Below are 17,796 nucleotides of genomic sequence, written 5' to 3'. Positions count from 1 at the left end.
GAGGTTGTTCAGGGACATGGCGAGGTCGGGGAGGTGGGCGGCGGGGTTGGCCTGGGCGAGGGTACGGCGGATTTCGACGGCTTCGGTGATGGAGACGAGCGCCGCTTGTCGGTCTCCGGTATCGCTCTGCTGGTTGGAGAGGTTGTTCAGGGAGCTGGCGAGGTGGGGGAGGTGGGCGGCGGGGTTGGCCTGGGTGAGGGTGCGGTAGTGGTCGACGGCTTCGGTGATGGAGGCGAGCGCTGCCTGCCGGTCCCCAGTCCCGCTCTGCTGGACGGAGAGGTTGTTCAGGGACATGGCGAGGTCGGGGAGGTGGGCGGCGGGGTTGGCCTGGGCGAGGGTACGGCGGATTTCGACGGCTTCGGTGATGGAGACGAGCGCCGCTTGTCGGTCTCCGGTCTCACTCTGCCGGTTGGAGAGGTTGTTCAGGGAGCCGGCGAGGTCGGGAAGGTATACGGCGGGGTTGGCCTGGGCGAGGACACGACGGATCTCGACGGCTTCGGTGATGGAGACGAGCGCCGCTTGTCGGTCTCCGGTATCGCTCTGACAGCCGGAGAGGTTGTTCAGGGAGACGGCGAGGTCGGGGAGGTGGGCGGCCGGGTTGGCCCGGGTGAGGGCGCGGTAGTGGTCGACGGCTTCGGTGATCGAGACGAGCGCCGCCTGCCAGTCCCCGATGGCGCCTTGGCGGTGACTGGTGCGCTGGAGCTGCTCGGCGAGGTCGGCGGGTTGGGTGGTGGCATCGGCCCGCAGGACCGACAGGCGCCGAAGGTCGGTGTGCAGGCCGAGCTCGGGCAGGCCGATCGTGGTGAAGGGGATGGCGCGGGAGAGGTCGGCGAGCCAGGGCACGGGCGGCTCGTCGTCGATCAGTTGCCGGAGGGCGGCCAGCGCGGTACCGCCCTGATCCGCGGCGACCTGGAGGACGGGCTGCCAGCGGTCCGCCCCAGCGCTGATCCATGCCTGCACCATGCGTGTGGCGCTGTCCGGCGCCGCCGCGGCGGCGCGGTTGAGCTGCCGCAGGGCGGCCAGGAGACCATCGCCGTCGAGGCCGTCCAGGACGGCGGGGAGCAGGTCTTCGTCGTCGTGGAGTTCGTGGAGGGTGAGGTGGTCGGCGATGGGGTCCGGGCGCAGGACGAGGGGTTCGCCGGGGCCGGGTTGCAGGCAAGTGGCCAGGGTGGTGCGGATGGTCTCACGCCAGGGCGCGTCGTCGGACAGTTCCTCGACGGCGCGTAGTGCGGCGTTGATTTCCTTGCGTGTGGTGGGTGCGCGCAGGGTGAGGCTGGCGACGGCCCGGTTGAGGACATCGAGCGGCGCGTCGGCGTCTCGGTTCAGGCCGGCGTTCTTCCTGTACGTCTGGGCCCAGTAGGCGCGTTCGTGGGTGAGGACTTCTTCGTAGAGGTCCTCACGGGTGGTGGGCAGCCGGCCGGAACCGCGGGCGGCGAGCAGGGCCAGCAGGATGTAGTCGAGGGTGGTCCAGTCGGCGGGGGCGGCCCGGTCGGCGGCATCGAGGTCGAGTTCGTCGTCGGGACCGTGGTGGAAGACGCGGGCGGCGCGGCGGAAGAGGGCGGCGCCGGCGGGGTGTTCGGGCGGCAGGTGCAGGGGGTCGCGCATGCGGACGAGATGTCCGTCGTTGTTCCACGCCTTGCTCAGGGCGGTGAGCCACTGGCCGTTGACGGCGCGGGCGGTCATGACGACGACGGCGGGTGCGGCGCCTCGGTCGGTGCGGCGTTTGAGGAGGGCCAGGAGCTGTTCGGCGTCGGCGGTGCGGGCGTCGGCGTAGTCCAGGACGATGAGGGTGGGGGAGACGACGGTGCCCAGCCAGTCCCGCCCGGTGGGGTGTTCGCGCAGGTAGCCGGTGTACCAGCCGTGGCGGGTGGCGAGTTGGTGGGCGAGTTCGAGGGCGAGGCGGGTCTTGCCCGCGCCGCCGGCGCCGTGGATGACGGTGACGCCGGTGTAGGGCCCCGTGGCCACGGTGCGGCACCAGTCGGTGAGGATGGTCAGCTCGTCCCGGGCCTGGAACGGCACCACCGCGTGCTCGGCCCGCAGCACCTGCAAGGGCCGGTGCACGAGCGGGTCCAGGGCCACGTACGGCGAACGCAGCGGCTCGTCGGTGGGCCGGTCGGCGGGGGTGTGGGTGTCCTGCTTGCGCCAGGCGCGGCGGATGTCCACGGCCAGGCGCCAGTTCCACTCACGGGCGTAGCGGGCTCCGGCGTGTACGGCGTCGGCGAAGGCGGCGCCGGTGCCGAGGATGGGTGAGTGGGGCAGGGCGTGCGCGGCGCCGACCGGGTCCAGGAGCAGCAGTGGTCTCGACGGCCCGGTCGGGTCGGTCTGGACGAGGTCGTCGAAGCCGTCGGGGCGGCTGGTCCACACGTCCGCGTCCGGCATTTGGATGTCGTCGTCCTCGTCGGACGTGACGTCGTCGATCCACACGCCGAGCAGGGCGTGGGCGGCGCGTCCGGGTTCGGGTGGGTCGAGGATGAGGACGAAGGGGTGCAGGCCGGCATGGAGGCAGGCGCCGGCCAGGATCAGGGCGAGATCGAGGCAGGTGGCGTGCCGGGGGCACCACAGCACCTCGCCGGGCTGGCGGACGACCTGGCGCCCCGGATCGTCGGTGGGTGCCTCGTGGGAGTAGGTGATCCCGGCACCGGCCAGCGCCTCGTAGACAGCCTGGGTCTGCCCGATGCGGCTGTCGGCCGGGGGCCCGGGCAGGTGCAGCAGGGCGGCGACCTCGTCGGGCAGCACGTACTTGGCCAGCGCGGCCGGTTCCCCGTCGAGGGACCAGCGGGGCCAGGAGCCGACGGGACTCATGGGGCCACCACGGCGAGGGTGTCGGACGCGGACAGGTCACCGACGCCGGGCACGGCCCGCACACTCACGCGCACGTCGTACAGGCCGGGCTCCTGGCCGGGCAGTTCGGTGACGTAGCCGCCCCGGTCGCCGTCCCACTCCAGCCGCACCTCCGCGGCCGCTGCCCGCGGGCCGTGCACCGGGCGCAGGGTGGCCCAGACCGCGAGCCCGCTCGGGTCGGCGGTGGCCTCCGGCGGCAGGTTGTCCCCGCGCAACCGCGTCTCCAGCGGGATCGTCGTGCCCCGGGCGTGGAGTTCGTCCACGTCCAGGCCGAGGGCGGCCTCGCGTTCCGCGCCGCGGGCCGCGGTCAGCCGCTGTCGTTCCTCGTAGACCTGGACCAGGCCGGGGATCCAGTCGGCGGAGACGATGGGGCCGTGGCGGTCGCGGGCCCGCCAGCCTGAGGTGTCGTGGCCGTCCATCTCCACCGGCACGGCCGAGATCGCCGGTACGGTGCCGTCGCCGTGGTCCTTCTCCCAGCCCGCCAGGTCCAGCCAGGCCGGCAGCTTCTTGCCGACCTTCAGCGTGCGGCCGTCCCACACCGCCGAGCCCGGGGTGCGGTGACTCCAGCCCAGCCGGGGCACCACCTGCGGCTCGGCGCCGGTGCGCGGCATGGCCTGCCACGTCTGCTCGATCTCCTCGTGCAGGGCGAAACCCTGCTTCGCCGGGGAGCGCAGGTGCTCCAGGGGCACGTCGTGGGGGTAGAGGGGAGCCGCCGTGGCGGTGTCCCAGACCATCGGGTAGCGGGGCAGCAGCTCGGCCACCGACGGCCACTGGCGCAGCAGGTCGCTCACCCCGTCCAGCCGGATTCCCGCCACCCGTACGCCGTCGGCCAGCAGGTGCAGGGCCTTCGGGGCGCCGCGGTGGGGGGTGCCGAGGGTGATCAGGGCCCGGCACAGCGGCCAGCCCTCCAGCGGGCCCAGCCAGTGCCGGGCGACCAGACCGCCCATCGAGTGGGCGACCACCACGACCCGGCCGGCCCGCTCGGCCGGTGCGAGGTCCTTCAGCCGGTCGTGGACATCGGCCGCGAGCAGCTCCGCGGCATGCCTGACACCCAGGCGGAAGTCGTACGGGAACAGCACCACGTTCGCGGCCGGGTTCCGCTTCTCGGGCTGCCCGGTGTCGATGACCGTACCCGGCAGCGCCTGAAGGTTCGCCACCAGCCGTTCGTAGCCGGGGACGACGGTCCAGCCCGGCAGCAGCCGCTTCGAGCGGATCAGACCGGTCGCCCGCAGCGGCTCGTCCACAGCCAGCCGGTCCGGCCGGCGCAGCAGGCCGGCGATGTCGCCGAAGCCCGCGTCCCACACCACCTCCGGCGGCTTGCCGCCGCCTCCGGGCCGTTCCAGCACGCTGCCGCCGATCCCGGGCAGCACGTACACCAGATGCCTGCGCCCCATTCCCCCGCCTTCCCCCACCGGGGCCGCGTCCCACGGCCCGCGCTGTGTGGCTTCTTCTACCAGTAACAGGAAGGCAGATGGCGGAAGTTCCGGGAATATCATCCTTCTGGGCTGCGCGGCTTGTGCCGCACCGACGGAGCGCTCCGAGGGGCGGGGCCTGCCGGGCCCGTTACGTCGGGGATGAGGCCGAGCCCCGATGAACCGTGCGGCGCTGTCCAGCAAGAGCGGCTGGCTGACGACGAAGGACCCGCAGCGGCCCCGGCCCTTGCCGCTGACGAGAAGCTGAAGGCCCGCGACGTCCACCAGTTCCTACTGCCCGCCATGGGCTGGGATTCGATCGGCGAGAAGGTTCTTCGCCGACCTGGACCTGTAAACGCCGAGTTCCCCGGCCCCGTAAGGGGCGCGGGGAACTGCGCGACCAGCCGCGAACGACCCGCGGCCGGCCCTCAACCCGAGCCAGGCAGACGCCTGGCCCGAAAAACGCCTACGCGCCCACGAGCCGAGCAGCCAGGTAGCCCTCGATCTGGTCGAGAGACACCCGCTCCTGCTTCATCGAGTCCCGCTCACGCACGGTCACCGCGTTGTCGTCGAGCGTGTCGAAGTCCACCGTCACGCAGTACGGCGTACCGATCTCGTCCTGGCGGCGGTAACGCCGCCCGATCGCACCCGCGTCGTCGAACTCGATGTTCCAGTTCTGCCGCAGCGCCGACGCGAGCCCCTTCGCCTTCGGGGACAGCTCGGGGTTGCGGGACAGCGGGAGGACCGCCACCTTCACCGGGGCGATGCGGTGGTCGAGGCGCAGCACCGTCCGCTTCTCCAGCTTGCCCTTGGCGTTGGGCGCCTCGTCCTCGGTGTACGCGTCGAGGAGGAACGCCAGCATCGTGCGGCCGACACCGGCGGCCGGCTCGATGACGTACGGCGTGTAGCGCTCGCTCGCCTCCTGGTCGTAGTACGACAGGTCCTGGCCGGAGGCCTTGGAGTGCGCGCCGAGGTCGTAGTCGGTGCGGTTGGCGACGCCCTCCAGCTCACCCCACTCGCTGCCGCCGAACTGGAAGCGGTACTCGATGTCGGCGGTGCGCTTGGAGTAGTGCGAGAGCTTCTCCTGCGGGTGCTCGAACCACCGCATGTTCTCTTCCCGCAGACCCAGGCCGGTGTACCAGTTCCACCGCTCCTGCATCCAGTACTCCTGCCACTTCTCGTCCTCGCCCGGCTTGACGAAGAACTCCATCTCCATCTGCTCGAACTCGCGGGTGCGGAAGATGAAGTTGCCGGGCGTGATCTCGTTGCGGAAGGACTTGCCCATCTGGGCGATGCCGAACGGCGGCTTGCGGCGCGAAGTGGTCTGCACCTGGGCGAAGTTGGTGAAGATGCCCTGGGCGGTCTCGGGACGCAGGTAGGCGATGGAGCCGGTGTCCTGGGTGGGGCCGAGGTGGGTGGAGAGCAGACCCGAGAACTGCTTGGGCTCGGTGAACTGGCCCTTGTTGCCGCAGTTGGGGCAGTTGATGTCGGCCAGGCCGTTCGCCGGGGCGTAACCCTTCTTCTCCTCGTACCCCTCTTCGAGGTGGTCCGCGCGGTACCGCTTGTGGCACGCGGTGCACTCGGTGAGCGGGTCGGAGAAGGTGGCGACGTGGCCGGAGGCCACCCAGACCTCGGAGGCCAGGATGACGGACGAGTCGATACCGACCACGTCCTCGCGCGACGTCACCATGTAGCGCCACCACTGACGCTTGATGTTCTCCTTGAGCTCGACACCCAGCGGTCCGTAGTCCCAGGCGGCACGCTGGCCGCCGTAGATCTCGCTGCACGGGAATACGAAGCCACGGCGCTTGCTCAGGCTGACGATGGTGTCGATCTTGTCGGCGGCCACGGTGCTCTCTTCATTACGACGACGGGCGACGAAGCGATGCGCCCCTGGAGGGAAGCGAACGCGCTTCAGAGCGAATGCTTCAGGTTACCGGCGGAGGCTGCCCTGCAATCAAATCGGTTCGGTGCCAGACCGGACATAGGCCTTACCAAGGGCTTACCACCAGGCTTGTTGACAATCGTTTCCAGAAAAGATGAAAATGACTGTCATGAACGCAGTACGACGACGACTTCTGATACCCGCGGCGGCGACCGCGGCCGCCGCCCTCGGGCTCACCACTCTCACGGCCTGCGGGGGCGACACCGCCGCCGCGGGCAACACCGACAAGTTCGACGTCGTCGCGTCGTTCTACCCGATGGCCTTCCTCGCCGAGCAGATCGGCGGGAAGCACGTGAACGTCACCAGTCTGACCCAGCCCGGTCAGGAGCCGCACGACCTGGAGATCAGCGCCAAGCAGACGGCCGCGCTCCAGGAGTCGGACGCCGTGCTCTACCTCAAGGGCCTGCAGCCCTCCGTCGACGAGGCGGTCGAGCAGTCCGGCCACGAGACGAAGATCGACGCCGCCACGCTGACCACCATGGAGCACCACGGCAACGAGGTCGGCGGCCACTCGGCCGAGCACGACGACCACGAGAACGAGGAGCTGGAGGGCAAGGACCCCCACGTCTGGCTCGACCCCGTGAAGTACGCCGAGGTCGCCAAGGGTGTCGGCGCCGCCTTCGAGAAGGCCGACCCGGACCACGCGGACACCTACAAGACCAACACCGAGGCCCTGGTCGAGAAGCTGGGCGCGCTGAACGACCAGTTCACCAATGGTCTGAAGAACACCGACACCAAGGTCTTCATCACCACCCACGCCGCCTTCGGCTACCTCGCCGAGCGCTACGGCCTGACCGAGGAGGCCATCTCCGGTCTCGACCCCGAGTCCGAGCCGAGTGCCGCCCGGGTCAAGGATCTTGAGAAGATGGCGAAGGCCGACGGTGTGACCACGGTGTTCTACGAGACACTGGTCAGCGACAAGACCGCGAAGACCATCGCCGCCGACGCGAACCTCAAGACCGACGTCCTCGACCCGATCGAGGGCATCACCGACAAGTCGCGCGGCAAGGACTACTTCGCGGTCCAGGAAGCCAACCTCAAGGCCCTCCAGGCGGCCCTGGGAGCCAAGTGACCTTGTTGATCATCCGGAGGCAGCAGGCATGACCGAGCCCGTCATCGCGTTGCGCGGCGTCCGCGCCGAACTGGGCTCGCGCACCGTCCTGCGCGGCATCGACCTCACCGTGCACCGCGGTGAGGTCGTCGCGCTGCTCGGCGCCAACGGCTCCGGCAAGTCCACCGCCGTACGCACGGTGATCGGGCAGGTACCGGTCAGCGACGGCGAGATCGAGCTGTTCGGCACCGCCCGGCGCCGCTTCCGCGACTGGCGGCGCGTCGGGTACGTGCCGCAGCGCACCACGGCGGCGGGCGGGGTCCCGGCGACGGTGACGGAGATCGTGGCCTCGGGCCGGCTCTCCCGCACCCGGCTCGGCATCTTCCGCAGGGCCGACCGCGAGGCGATCCGGCACGCCCTGGACATGGTCGGCATGGCGGACCGCGCCAAGGACTCGGTGAACGCCCTCTCCGGCGGCCAGCACCAGCGCGTCCTGATCGCCCGCGCCCTCGCCTGCGAACCCGAGCTGCTGATCATGGACGAGCCCATGGCCGGCGTCGACCTGGCCAGCCAGGAGGTGCTGGCCGGGACCCTGCGCGAGCAGGTCGCGAAGGGCACGACCGTGCTGCTGGTCCTCCATGAACTCGGCCCGCTGGAACCGCTGATCGACCGCGCGGTCGTCCTGCGCGACGGCTGTGTCACCCACGACGGCCCGCCCCCGAAGGCGGTCGGCCAGCACGCCCTGCCCGGCCACGACCACGTCCACCCGCACGCGGCACCGGGCGCCGAGCCCGTCCGTACGGGCCTGCTGAGCTGAGAAGGCACCACGATGGAATTCCTCGACTACGCCTTCATGCAGCGGGCCCTGCTCGCCGCCGTCCTCGTCGGCATCACCGCCCCCGCGATCGGCATCTACCTCGTCCAGCGCCGTCAGGCCCTCATGGGCGACGGCATCGGCCACGTCGCGATGACCGGCGTCGGCCTCGGCTTCATGCTCTCGTGGTCCCCGGTGTGGATGGCGACGCTGGTGTCCGTCGTGGGCGCCGTGCTGATGGAGCTGATCCGCTGGTACGGCAAGACGCGCGGCGACATCGCGCTCGCCATGCTCTTCTACGGCGGCATGGCGGGCGGTGTGATGCTCATCAACCTCGCGCCCGGCGGTACCAACGCCAATCTGATGTCGTTCCTCTTCGGCTCGCTGTCGACCGTGTCACAGGAGGACATCACCGCGATCTGCGTCCTCGCCGCGTTCGTGATCGTGATGACGCTGGCGCTGCGCCGGCAGCTCTTCGCGGTCAGCCAGGACGAGGAGTTCGCCCGCGTCACCGGCCTGCCGGTGCGGGCGCTGAACCTGCTGACGGCGGTCACGGCGGCGGTGACCGTGACGGTCGCCATGCGCGTCGTCGGACTGCTGCTGGTGTCCGCGCTGATGGTCGTGCCCGTCGCCGCCGCGCAGCAGCTCACCCGCAGTTTCGCGGCGACCTTCGCGATCGCGGTGGCCCTCGGGGTGTCCGTGACGATCGGCGGCACGATCACCTCGTACTACCAGGACGTACCGCCCGGCGCGACCATCGTGCTGCTCGCCATCGCCGCGTTCATGGTGCTGACCGCGCTGGCGACCCCGCTGGCCAGGCGCCGCGCGAGGGCCCTGGAGACGACCGTCGGGGACCCGGCGGAGTGTGTGGTCCCGAAGGCCCGGGAGGCCGCCGGGACGGGGGCCTCGAAGGACACGGTTCCGGCCACCCGGGGCTCCACCGAGGGGTCCGCGGGGTGACCGGCCGCTGAACGGGGTCGGCGGGGACTGGCACAATGGCCCCCGCAAGACCGCTACGTGAGGAGGCAACGGTGACGACCGCCGGACCTGTACGAGGTCGTTCCACCCGGCAGCGGGCGGCCGTGGCCGCGGCACTGGACGAGGTCGACGAGTTCCGCAGCGCGCAGGAACTCCACGACATGCTGAAGCACAAGGGCGACTCGGTCGGGCTCACCACCGTGTACCGCACGTTGCAGTCCCTCGCCGACGCGGGCGAGGTCGATGTCCTGCGCACCTCCGACGGCGAGTCCGTGTACCGCCGCTGCTCGACCGGCGAGCACCACCACCACCTGGTCTGCCGGATCTGCGGCAAGGCCGTGGAGGTGGAGGGCCCGGCGGTCGAGAAGTGGGCCGACGCGATCGCGGCGGAACACGGCTTCGTGAACGTCGCGCACACGGTGGAGATCTTCGGCACCTGCGAGGAGTGCGCGGCGAAGGCGTCGTAGCGCGCCCTGGGCTTACCGGGCCCATCTCCCGCGCCCAGGATGCGCCGGCAGGTGCGGGTGCGTGGGGCTTCTCGCGCCCACGCGGCGGAGCCGCATGTCGATACAGCCCCGCGCCCCTGAAGGGCCGGGCCTCCGCCCCGTGCCTTTCCCCTACAGCCGGGTCAGGCCCTCGCGGGTGAGGACGGCGCGGAGCCGGTCGGCGTCGGCGGGGGTCGCCAGGCCCCGCTTCGGCAGCACGGTCAGGCGGGGCGCGTGGACGCCGCTGAGGAGGACGAAGGTGTGCGGGGTCTCCGCGTACCGGGAGACCTGGGACCAGCGGGCCGGGCGCTCCGTGCCGTGGTCGTGCGCGACGGTGACGCCCCACGGGTCCAGCACGGCGCGGTGCAGCCCCAGGGCCGCCGCCCGCCGGTGCAGCAGACGGGCCTGGAGCCGGGGCAGCAGGACGAGGCCACCGACCGCCGCCACCGGCATCACGAACGCCTGCGCGTCGGGCGTGCCGCCCAGGGCGAGCGCCACCACCGTGACGAAGAGTCCCGCCCCGGCGCAGAACAGCAGCAGACCCCGCCCCCACCGGCCGGCTACCGAGGCGCGCGCGGACACGCGCACCGCCTCGCGGAAGTCCCCGACCGCCGCCCGGTACACCAGCTCGACGTTCTCCCCACCGGCCTGCGCCAACGGTCAGCCCTCCGTCCGGCCCTCCATCGCGAGCAGCTCCTCGTTCGGGATGGCGCCGCCGAAACGGCGGTCGCGGGAGGCGAACTCCAGGCAGGCCCGCCACAGGTCACGGCGGTCGAAGTCGGGCCACAGCACGTCCTGGAAGACCATCTCGGCGTACGCGCTCTGCCAGAGCAGGTAGTTGGAGGTGCGCTGCTCACCGCTGGGACGCAGGAAGAGGTCGACGTCCGGCATGTCCGGGTAGTACAGGTACTTCGCGAAGGTCTTCTCATTGACCTTGGAGGGGTCGAGGCGACCCGCGCGGATGTCCTCGGCGAGGGCCTGGGCCGCGTCGGCGATCTCGGCCCGGCCGCCGTAGTTCATGCAGAAGTACAGGGTCAGCAGGTCGTTGTCCTTGGTCTGCTCCTGGGCGACCTGGAGTTCCTTGGCGACCGACTTCCACAGCTTGGGCATCCGGCCCACCCAGCGGACCCGGATGCCGAGTTCGTCGAGCTGGTCGCGGGTCTTGCGGATGAAGTCGCGGTTGAAGTTCATCAGGAAGCGGACCTCGTCGGGCGAGCGCTTCCAGTTCTCGGTGGAGAAGGCGTAGAGGGAGATGTTGCGCACGCCGATCTCCAGGGAGCCCTGCAGCACGTCGAGCACGCGCTCGGCGCCGACCTTGTGGCCCTCGGTGCGCGGCAGCCCGCGCTCCTTGGCCCAGCGGCCGTTGCCGTCCATGACGATCGCCACGTGCTCGGGGACCAGCTCGCCGGGGAGCTTGGGCGCGCGGGCGCCGGACGGGTGGGGCGTCGGTGCCTTGTACTCGCGGCGCTGACGCCCGAGGAACCCGCGTACCACCATGTGCTTCTCGTCTCCTCTGTGGTGCTTGTGGTGCTCGTCGGTCTGGGTGCTCGTGGGTCGGTCGTGCCTACGACTTTTCCACGTACCGAAGGGAGCGCAGGCCGCGCTCCAGATGCCAGTGCAGGTAGGCGGACACCAGCCCGCTGCCCTCCCGGACGTGCCGCGGCTCGCTCGCGTCCGCGGTCTCCCAGTCTCCCGTGAGAAGCGCGGCGAGCAGTTCCAGCGTCTGCGGCGAGGGTACGACGCTGCCGGGCACCCGGCAGTCCACGCAGACGGAGCCCCCGGCGGCGACGGAGAAGAACCGGTTCGGGCCGGGCATGCCGCACTTGGCGCAGTCGCTGAAGGTGGGGGCGTAGCCGTTGACGGCGAGGGAGCGCAGCAGGAAGGCGTCGAGGACCAGGTGCGGGGCGTGCTCACCGCGGGCTAGGGTGCGCAGCCCGCCGACGAGCAGCAGGTACTGCTGCACGGCGGGCTCGCCCTCGTGGTCCGTGAACCGCTCGGCGGTCTCCAGCATGGCCGTCCCGGCGGTGTAGCGGGCGTAGTCGCTCACGATGCCGCCGCCGTACGGAGCGATGGTCTCGCTCTGGGTGCACAGGGGCAGGCCGCGGCCGATCAACTCGCTGCCCCGCGCGAAGAACTGCACGTCCACATGGGAGAAGGGTTCGAGCCGCGCCCCGAACTTCGACTTGGTCCGCCGCACCCCCCGCGCCACGGCCCGCACCCGCCCATGCCCCCGAGTGAGCAGCGTGATGATCCGGTCCGCCTCCCCCAGCTTCTGGGTGCGGAGGACGACGCCGTCGTCGCGGAACAGGCTCATGCCGCCCATTCTCGCCTACGGTCGGGGCACGGCGGGACCTCGGCCCATGGTCACCTCTTCAAGGGACCTCGCCCCGGCTTCGGGCGTTCTCGTAGGCGGTCGCGGCGCGCAGGCGTTCTATGGTCGTGGCGGCCCGGACGACCTCGGGGGCGCAGTCCCACTCTCTCCCTCCGCCGACCGGCCGCAGTTGCACGTAGGGCCCCTCGTGGCCCATGACGCGGCCGACCTTCCCGGTGCGGGTGTCGACGGCGTAGGTGCCGATCGCCGGCTTCTTCCCGTTCCCGCTCACCGCAGGGCCGCCGCCGAAAAGACCGGTGACGGCAGAATAATTCCCGCCCTTTCGGCCGTCCGCCGCAATTCCTCCACCGATTCCTCCGCCTCTTCGACGCGCCCGCCGATTGCCGTCCCCCGAGCCCTTCTCCACCTGCCTTCACGGTGCTCCCCCGCGTCGCCGAATTTCACTCTTCGCATCTCCTCGATGACCCGCTGTGTCTAAACTCGGCTGGAGTCTGTCCCGCACAACTCCGGGCAGGCACACAAGCGTTGGCCTCGACCGACGAGTACGCCGTACCGCGTGCACCCACGGCCCGGCCGCGGCCCGCGCCGCACGGCCACGCACGGCCGCGCACGGCCACGGCGGTTCTCACAGCATCGCCACAGAGGGTCCTCACCTACGTGGGGAATCTCCTCGTCGTCCACCTAAGATTCCCTTCGGTTGCCCCGTTTTCCGACAACGCTGTGGCGCATCACGTGTCACGGGAAACCACGCGCCGTGCACGAGCGTCGAACGGTGCGTGAGCAACCGCTGTCCCGGCGGTCCGACAGCACGGAAGATGGGGACCCGTGGAGCTGGAATTCCGACTGCTCGGCCCGGTCGAGGCATGGCACGGTGACAGACCCCTGCGGCTGGGCGGCCCGAAACCGCGCGCGCTGCTGGCCGTACTGCTGCTGCGGGCCGGCCAGGTGGTGCCCGCCGACGCACTGGTGGACGTGATCTGGGGGGACGAACCCCCGGACACCGCACGGGCGCTGGTGCAGACGTATGTGTCGGCGCTACGCCGGGCGCTGCCCCCCGAGGCGGCCGACGCGATCGAGACCCGGCCGCCGGGCTATGTGATGCGGCCCGGGGTCGGCCGGGTCGATCTGGCGGAGTTCGAGGCACGCACGGCCGACGGACGGCGGGCCGCCGCCGAAGGCGACCACGCGGAGGCCGCACGGCTGCTGCGCGGGGCGCTGGAGCTGTGGCGCGGCCCGGCGCTCGGCGGGGTCGGGGAGGCGCTGCGGGGTGAGGCAGGGCGGCTGGAGGAGGCCCGGCAGGCGGCCCTGGAGGAACGCATCGCCGCCGAGCTGGAGACCGGCGGGCACGAGGCGGAGCTGGTCACCGAGCTGACCGCGCTGGTCGGCGCGCATCCGGCCCGGGAGCGGCCGCGCGGGCAGCTGATGCTGGGCCTGTACCGGCTCGGGCGGCAGACCGAGGCGCTGGCCGTGTACGCGCAGGGGCGGGCTGTGCTCGCCGAGGAGCTGGGGCTCGACCCGGGCCCGGAGCTGAACCGCCTGTACGAGGCCATCCTGCGGGCCGACCCGGCCCTGCTCGCCGCCCCGACGGCGCCCGCGCCCGTGGAGCCCGCCGCCTCCGCCCCGCCCCGGCCGGTCTCTCTCCTGCCGCCCGCCATCGGCGACTTCACCGGCCGGGAGGAGGAGCTGGCGCGGGTCGTCGCAGGGCTGACCGGCGTGCGGGAGGCGATGCCCGTCGTCGTGGTCTCGGGGGCCGCCGGGGTCGGCAAGTCCGCGCTCGCCGTGCAGGCCGCGCACCGGGTCGCCGGTCACTACCCCGACGGGCAGCTCTACGCCGAACTGCACGGCTTCAGCGAGCCGGTACCGCCCGCCGAGGTCCTGGGCCGGCTGCTGCGGGCGCTCGGCGCGGACCCCCCGGAGGACACGGCCGAGCGCGGCGACCTGTTCCGCAGCCTGGTCGCCGGACGGCGGATGCTGTTGGTCCTCGACGACGCGAACGGCGAGGCCCAGGTGCGGCCGCTGCTGCCGGGCAGCGCCAGCTGCGGGGTCCTGGTGACCTCACGGGCCCGGCTCGGCGGGCTCGTCGGGGCCCGGCGCACCGACCTGGACGTCCTGGACGACGCCCGCGGCCTCGAACTGCTCACCCGGGTCACCGGCCCCGAACGCACCCCGGACGACCCGCGGGAACAGGCCGCGGCCCGCCGGATCGTCGAGCTGTGCGGCGGGCTGCCGCTGGCCCTGCGGATCGCCGGCGCCCGGCTGGCCACCCGGCGGCACTGGACGCCCAGCGTGCTCGCCGAGCGCCTCGCCGACGAACATCGCCGCCTCGACGAGCTGTCCGTGGGCGACCTGGAGGTCCGCGCCGGTCTCGGCCTCAGCTACCAGGCCCTCGACGCGTGCGCCCGGCGTGTGCTGCGCCGTATCGCCACGCTCGGCTCGGCCGACGTCGCCGTGTGGGCGGTCGCCGCGCTCTCCGGCACCTCGGAGGACGAGGCCGAGGAGCTCCTCGAACGCCTGCTGGACGCCCAGTTGATCACCTGCCCCGGCCGGGACCAGGTCGGCCAGCCCCGCTACCGCCTCCACGACCTGGTCCGCGTCTACGCCGCCGAACGCGCGGAGGCGGAGGACCCGTCCGACGACCGCACGGCGGCGGTGGGCAGAGCCCTGAGCGCGGGCCTGTGGCTGATGGACAGGGTCACGGAGAAGTCCCCATCGGGCGCGGTCACTTTGAGACAGGGCTTCACCCCAAAGGGGCGCGAGGAACTACGCGAGCAACCACGACGGACCGAAAGCCGCGAACCGACAGACGCCCCCACCCCAGTAGGCGCACCCACCACACGCCGAGCCCTGGAAGACCCCTTCGCCTGGTTCGACGCCGAAGCCGACACCCTCACCACCGCGGTCGAGCGCGCGGCAGCGATGGGCCTGCACACCCTCGCCTGTGAAGCGGCAGCGGCGTTGTGCTCCTCCTCCTTCGCCATCAAGAACCGCTTCGACGCCTGGTGGCGCAGCCACGACGCCGCCCTCGCGGCAGCCCGCCGCGCCGAGGACCGCTCGGGCGAGGCCCTGCTGATCATCGGCCTGGGACAGCTCCGCTACGAGCAGGACCGCATCGCCGAGTCCCAGGAGTACTTCCGCACCGCCGAACGCGTCTGCACCGAACTCGGCGACGTCCGCGGCCGCTCCGCCGCGCTCGCCGGCCTCGGCAGCGCCTGCCGCGAGGTCGGCGAACTCCGGGAGGCGGAACGGGCGTTGACCGACGCCGCCGACGGGTTCCGCCGGATCGGCGACGACACCGGTGTCGGCGTCGCCTGCCGCTACGGCGGTTCCGTACGCCTCGAACTCGGCGACCAGGAGGGCGCGTTCCCGCTGCTCGACGAGTCGCTGCGGGCCTACCGGCGCCTCGGCAGCCGGCGCGGCGAGGCGCTGGCGCTGCGCACGCTCAGCCTGGTGCACCGCTCGCTCGGCGCGTACGAGGAGGCCGCGCGCGTGGCCGAGCAGGCGCTGGGGATCCTGCGCGACCTCGGCGACCCGCACATGGCGGCGTACGCCCTGCGGGCCCGCGCCAAGGCCCGGCTGCGGCTGGGGCACGTCCGGGAGGCGGAGACGGAACTGCACGAGATCCTGGAGGTCTGCCGAACCCACGAGGACCGCTTCGGCGAGGCCCTGACGCTGCGCACGCTCGGCGAGTGCGCGCTGGCCGACGGACGGCTCACGGACGCGGAGGGGCTACTGACCGCCTCCGCCGCGCTCTGGGGCGTCCTCGCCCTGCCCCTCCCCCGGGCCCGCGCCCTGCGCAACCTGTCCGTGGTCCGGGCCGCGCTCGGGGACCGGGCCGGCGCCGAGGCGCTGCGGGCCGAGGCCATGGCGGTGTTCAACGCCTGCGAGGCCCGCGAACGGCACGAGCCGTGGCCGTGGGAGTGGTCCCCTTGAGGCGGGACCGCAGGGCGCGCAGCGGGCCGGCGGCCGGTCGCCGCGCCCGCAGCTGTCGCCAGGTCGGCTTCGGGCAGCGGCCCTTCGGCCGGGCCTTGGTGAAGTTGCCGTAGGGGACCAGTCGGGGCGGCAGGCCGATCTCGACCCAGTGGGCCCTGCCGGAGGAGGAGTCCCAGCCGTCGTTGGGGATCCGGACGAAGTCGACGCGGTGGTCCTTGTCCTGGCTGGTGATCTGCAGGACCTCGACGTGGCGCAGGCGGGGCCGCATGACCACGCAGTAGTGCGGTTTCTCGCCGGCGGACTCCCGGAACGGCACCGACGCGTGCCAGATCTCGCCCGGGGCGGGGCGCCTGCGGCCGCCGTTGAGGCCGCCGTCGTCCCACCAGCGCACCGCCCGGTGGCAGAGGTAGGCGGTGAGGGCGGCCACGCCGCTCTGGGCCAGGCCCGGGGAGTCCCACCCCGACAGGCCGAGCCGGGCCTCGGTCCAGACCACGGCCGCCTGGGCCGCAGCGAGGACCACCGCCGCGTGGGCGGCGTAGGCCCACCACGGGCCGGGCCGGGACCACCTGGTGTACGCGGCCACGCCCAGCGCGACGGCGAGGGGCGCGCCGTACACGACGGCCGCCTGCGCGGGTGCCGGCTGCTGCGGCAGGGTGTACCGGCCGGCCGGTGTATCGGCCAGGGCGACCGGCAGCGCCAGCACGAAGCCCGCGACGAGCCACGCGATGAGCCGCGGACAGGCCCTGACGGCCCTGGCCAGCGGTGAAACGTCGGTGCGACCGGCCACCGGTATCCCCTCTCTGCTGCGGAAGATCAGCATCCGCGCGCCCAACCCGGCACGGGATCCGTGGAATTGCGTACGCGGATACGTAAACACGGGTGCGTGAGGCGTGTTCCGGACGGTCGGCCCGGCCGAAACCCGCTTGCGGCGGACTTGCAGAGAACTTCCAGCGGAGTGCGCCATTCTCGTTGTTCTCGGGGGAACAACGGATCGGCCGGGCGACCACCGCCCGGCCGGTCGGCCCACCGGAGCGCACAGGGGACGGACCGGTGGGAACGTGACAACAGTGGGATCGCAGCAGCACGACGGGCTGGGGGGACGCCCGGAGCCAGGCCACGAACCACCACTCAAGGGGGGAAGCCCCCGGGGAGGGACATCAGGGGATCAAGTCCCTCCCCGGGGTGCTGCCGAACACCCCGACGCATCGCATCTCCCGCCCGGTGGAAGACGACGCATGCCTTCGATCATCCTCATGAGCGACCCCGAGGTCGCCGGTGTTCCGGTCCGGGAGTGCGGTGAACCACTCGTCGACCTGAGGGACCTGCCCTTCGTGGTGGTCGACTCCCGTCAGGCCGACCCCGAGGGGGCGTACGCACACCTCCGCGAGGGCGTCGCCTGGCGTCTCGCGCGGGCCGCCCGGCTGCTGCCGGACGGGCTGCGGCTGCTGGTCACCGAGGGGTACCGGCCGCTGTCGCTGCAGATCGAGTACTTCGAGCGGTACGCCGCCGAGCTGCGGCTCGCCAACCCCGACTGGTCGGAGGAGTACCTCCACGTCCAGACCAGCCGTTCGCTCTCCCCGCCGGAGATCGGGCCGCATGTCGCGGGCGCCGCGGTCGACCTCACCCTGTGCACGGCCGCCGGGGAGGAGCTCGACATGGGCACGCGTCTGGACGCCAGCCCCGAGGAGAGCGACGACGCCTGCTACACCGACGCGCCCAACATCTCCGAGACCGCCCGCCGCAACCGGCGCACGCTCTCCGCGGCGCTCACCACGGCCGGGCTGGTCAACTACCCCACCGAGTGGTGGCACTGGTCGTACGGGGACCGGTACTGGGCGCTGATGACGGGCGCGCCGAACGCGCTGTACGGCCCGGCGAGCACCCCCTCCTAGCCGGCGCCCGCCGCCACACCGGGCCGCCACCACACCCGGCCGCCGAGCACCCCGGGCTCCCGCCCCCGGCGCCCCTACCCGTCCCATCCCCGAGGGCTGCACCCCGTCCTCCGTGC

The 17,796-nt window shown here is 72.2% G+C and carries 14 protein-coding genes; 6 read left to right on the top strand and 8 right to left on the bottom strand.

Features of this window, described 5'->3' with window-relative positions; all coding sequences use genetic code 11:
- The 3 genes from PUR53_RS45430 to PUR53_RS45420 form a co-directional block, all read right to left on the bottom strand.
- Window positions 1–2,802, bottom strand: a 2,802-nt coding sequence (locus PUR53_RS45430; protein ID WP_329912361.1) for a hypothetical protein, incomplete at its 3' end; no start/stop codon positions are given.
- The gene (locus PUR53_RS45425) at window positions 2,799–4,235 is read right to left on the bottom strand and encodes a lipase/acyltransferase domain-containing protein (RefSeq protein WP_329912360.1); all 1,437 of its coding nucleotides are present in this window, start codon (window positions 4,233–4,235) and stop codon (window positions 2,799–2,801) included. The genes PUR53_RS45430 and PUR53_RS45425, both read right to left, overlap by 4 nt.
- A gap of 484 nt (window positions 4,236–4,719) precedes the next feature.
- On the bottom strand, window positions 4,720–6,102 hold the full coding sequence (locus PUR53_RS45420) for a glycine--tRNA ligase (protein WP_329899384.1): 1,383 nt from the start codon (window positions 6,100–6,102) through the stop codon (window positions 4,720–4,722).
- A 205-nt stretch (window positions 6,103–6,307) separates the two neighbouring features.
- Here PUR53_RS45420 and PUR53_RS45415 point away from each other — a divergent pair, with 205 nt between their 5' ends.
- The 4 genes from PUR53_RS45415 to PUR53_RS45400 all read left to right on the top strand — a co-directional run bounded on the left by PUR53_RS45415 (window position 6,308) and on the right by PUR53_RS45400 (window position 9,508).
- A complete protein-coding gene (locus tag PUR53_RS45415; RefSeq protein WP_329912359.1) occupies window positions 6,308–7,270 on the top strand; it encodes a metal ABC transporter substrate-binding protein in 963 nt (320 codons plus the stop codon).
- A gap of 28 nt (window positions 7,271–7,298) precedes the next feature.
- Window positions 7,299–8,066, top strand: a complete 768-nt coding sequence (locus tag PUR53_RS45410) for a metal ABC transporter ATP-binding protein (RefSeq protein ID WP_329912358.1) — start codon at window positions 7,299–7,301, stop codon at window positions 8,064–8,066.
- A 12-nt stretch (window positions 8,067–8,078) separates the two neighbouring features.
- The gene (locus tag PUR53_RS45405; RefSeq protein WP_329912357.1) at window positions 8,079–9,023 is read left to right on the top strand and encodes a metal ABC transporter permease; all 945 of its coding nucleotides are present in this window, start codon (window positions 8,079–8,081) and stop codon (window positions 9,021–9,023) included.
- Window positions 9,024–9,094: 71 nt separating this feature from the next.
- On the top strand, window positions 9,095–9,508 hold the full coding sequence (locus PUR53_RS45400; protein ID WP_329899388.1) for a Fur family transcriptional regulator: 414 nt from the start codon (window positions 9,095–9,097) through the stop codon (window positions 9,506–9,508).
- A 150-nt stretch (window positions 9,509–9,658) separates the two neighbouring features.
- On the opposite strand, the gene PUR53_RS45395 is transcribed toward PUR53_RS45400, so the two are convergent.
- The 4 genes from PUR53_RS45395 to PUR53_RS45380 form a co-directional block, all read right to left on the bottom strand.
- Window positions 9,659–10,183, bottom strand: coding sequence for a YcxB family protein (locus tag PUR53_RS45395; protein WP_329899389.1), 525 nt, complete (start codon window positions 10,181–10,183; stop codon window positions 9,659–9,661).
- 3 nt (window positions 10,184–10,186) lie between these two features.
- Window positions 10,187–11,023 (bottom strand): isoprenyl transferase, encoded by an 837-nt coding sequence (locus PUR53_RS45390; RefSeq protein WP_329899390.1) that lies wholly within the window; start codon window positions 11,021–11,023, stop codon window positions 10,187–10,189.
- Window positions 11,024–11,090: 67 nt separating this feature from the next.
- Window positions 11,091–11,840, bottom strand: coding sequence for a DNA repair protein RecO (recO, locus tag PUR53_RS45385; protein WP_045557459.1), 750 nt, complete (start codon window positions 11,838–11,840; stop codon window positions 11,091–11,093).
- Window positions 11,841–11,898: 58 nt separating this feature from the next.
- Window positions 11,899–12,129 carry a hypothetical protein gene (locus PUR53_RS45380; RefSeq protein ID WP_060884773.1) on the bottom strand — a complete coding sequence of 77 codons (231 nt, stop codon included), beginning with the start codon at window positions 12,127–12,129 and terminating at the stop codon, window positions 11,899–11,901.
- A gap of 554 nt (window positions 12,130–12,683) precedes the next feature.
- Between PUR53_RS45380 and PUR53_RS45375 the strand changes: the two genes are divergently transcribed.
- Entirely contained in the window at window positions 12,684–15,788 is a 3,105-nt protein-coding gene (locus PUR53_RS45375; RefSeq protein WP_329912356.1) for an AfsR/SARP family transcriptional regulator, read from the top strand.
- Here the strand turns inward: PUR53_RS45375 and PUR53_RS45370 are convergent.
- Window positions 15,730–16,575, bottom strand: a complete 846-nt coding sequence (locus PUR53_RS45370; protein ID WP_329899392.1) for a hypothetical protein — start codon at window positions 16,573–16,575, stop codon at window positions 15,730–15,732. The two genes, PUR53_RS45375 and PUR53_RS45370, sit on opposite strands and share 59 nt — an antisense overlap.
- A 448-nt stretch (window positions 16,576–17,023) precedes the next feature.
- Here PUR53_RS45370 and PUR53_RS45365 point away from each other — a divergent pair, with 448 nt between their 5' ends.
- Window positions 17,024–17,680 (top strand): M15 family metallopeptidase, encoded by a 657-nt coding sequence (locus tag PUR53_RS45365; RefSeq protein WP_329899393.1) that lies wholly within the window; start codon window positions 17,024–17,026, stop codon window positions 17,678–17,680.
- Window positions 17,681–17,796 lie beyond the last annotated feature (116 nt).

It is taken from the genome of Streptomyces sp. SP18BB07 (assembly GCF_036322545.1).
GTDB lineage: Bacteria > Actinomycetota > Actinomycetes > Streptomycetales > Streptomycetaceae > Streptomyces > Streptomyces deccanensis.
Note: the sequence above shows the minus strand (reverse complement) of the source record. Positions and strands in the feature narration are given on the sequence as shown.